This window comes from Vibrio sp. 2134-1 (assembly GCF_033339495.1).
The window spans coordinates 1-580 of sequence record NZ_JAWOUS010000723.1 but is presented as its reverse complement, the minus strand read 5'-3'; the positions used below and the strand labels follow the sequence as shown (position 1 = coordinate 580).

The window sequence follows — 580 nt, the reverse complement described above, 5'->3', positions numbered from 1 at the left end:
GAGGTGGCGGAACACGCTCGCGATACCATCATCATTACGCATCCTGACGGCACGATTGCTTGGGTAAACTCTGCGTTTGAGCAGTTAACCGAATATTCTTTAGAGGAAGTGGTTGGCAAATCACCGGGCGAACTGCTGCAAGGTGAAGACACCGACGCAAACACCGTCGCGCTGCTCTCGCAAAGTGTTCGCAGCCATTCCCCGGTTAGGGTTGAGATACTCAATTACACCAAGTCGCGGCGCCCATATTGGGTCGAGTTGGAGCTGTCTCCGGTGTTTGATGAAAATGGCGAGCTACTGCGTTTTATCGCGGTAGAACGTGATATCACCGATAGACGCGAGATGGAGAAGCGTTTGTCGTCTGCATTGGATAAATCGAAAAAAGCCACGCAAGCCAAGTCGGAATTTCTGGCGAACATGAGCCATGAGATTCGCACTCCAATGAACGCGATCATGGGGATCAGCGAGATATTGCTTGAGAACGAAAACCGCCGAGAGCCAAGGGAGATATTGCTCCTGCAGCACAAATCGCCCAAGAACCTAGTGACCATCATTAACGACAGCCTCGATTACAGCAAAG

Annotated in this window: 1 protein-coding gene; it reads left to right on the top strand. The window is 51.2% G+C overall.

Features of this window, described 5'->3' with window-relative positions:
- Positions 1 to 580: PAS domain-containing protein (locus R7R78_RS28185; RefSeq protein WP_225474857.1), on the top strand; the 580-nt coding region annotated here is incomplete at both ends.